Origin of the sequence: Streptomyces sp. SID14436 (genome assembly GCF_010548465.1) — a bacterium.
Lineage (GTDB): Bacteria > Actinomycetota > Actinomycetes > Streptomycetales > Streptomycetaceae > Streptomyces.
The window spans coordinates 1-324 of record NZ_JAAGMD010000722.1; the positions used below are offsets into that span (position 1 = coordinate 1).

1 protein-coding gene is annotated in these 324 nt (G+C 79.9%); it reads left to right on the forward strand.

What is annotated here, in order from left to right:
• Positions 1 to 324, forward strand: a 324-nt coding sequence (locus tag G3I53_RS25890; RefSeq protein ID WP_164438830.1) for a hypothetical protein, incomplete at both ends; no start/stop codon positions are given.

A 324-nucleotide genomic window follows, 5' to 3' on the forward strand; every position in this document is an offset into this window, starting at 1 on the left:
CCCGGATCGTGGCCGCCTCCCGCAGCCCCTTCCCCGCCGGCCCCGACGGCCTCGGCGACACCGGGCCCGAGCGACTCGCCGACCTGTCCGGCAGGGCCGGCCGCCCCCTGGTGATCCTGCTCGACGGCCCCGAGGAGATGCCCCCCGCCCTGGCCCACCGGCTCGCCGAGTGGACCGACGGCACGGCCCGCTGGCTGCGCCGCACGGGCATCCGCCTGGTGCTGGCCTGCCGCCCCGAGTACTGGGAGAGCGCGGCGGCCCGCTTCCCGGCCGGGCTGCTGCACCCGGCGGACGACCCCGTGGACCCCGCAGACGGAACGCCCG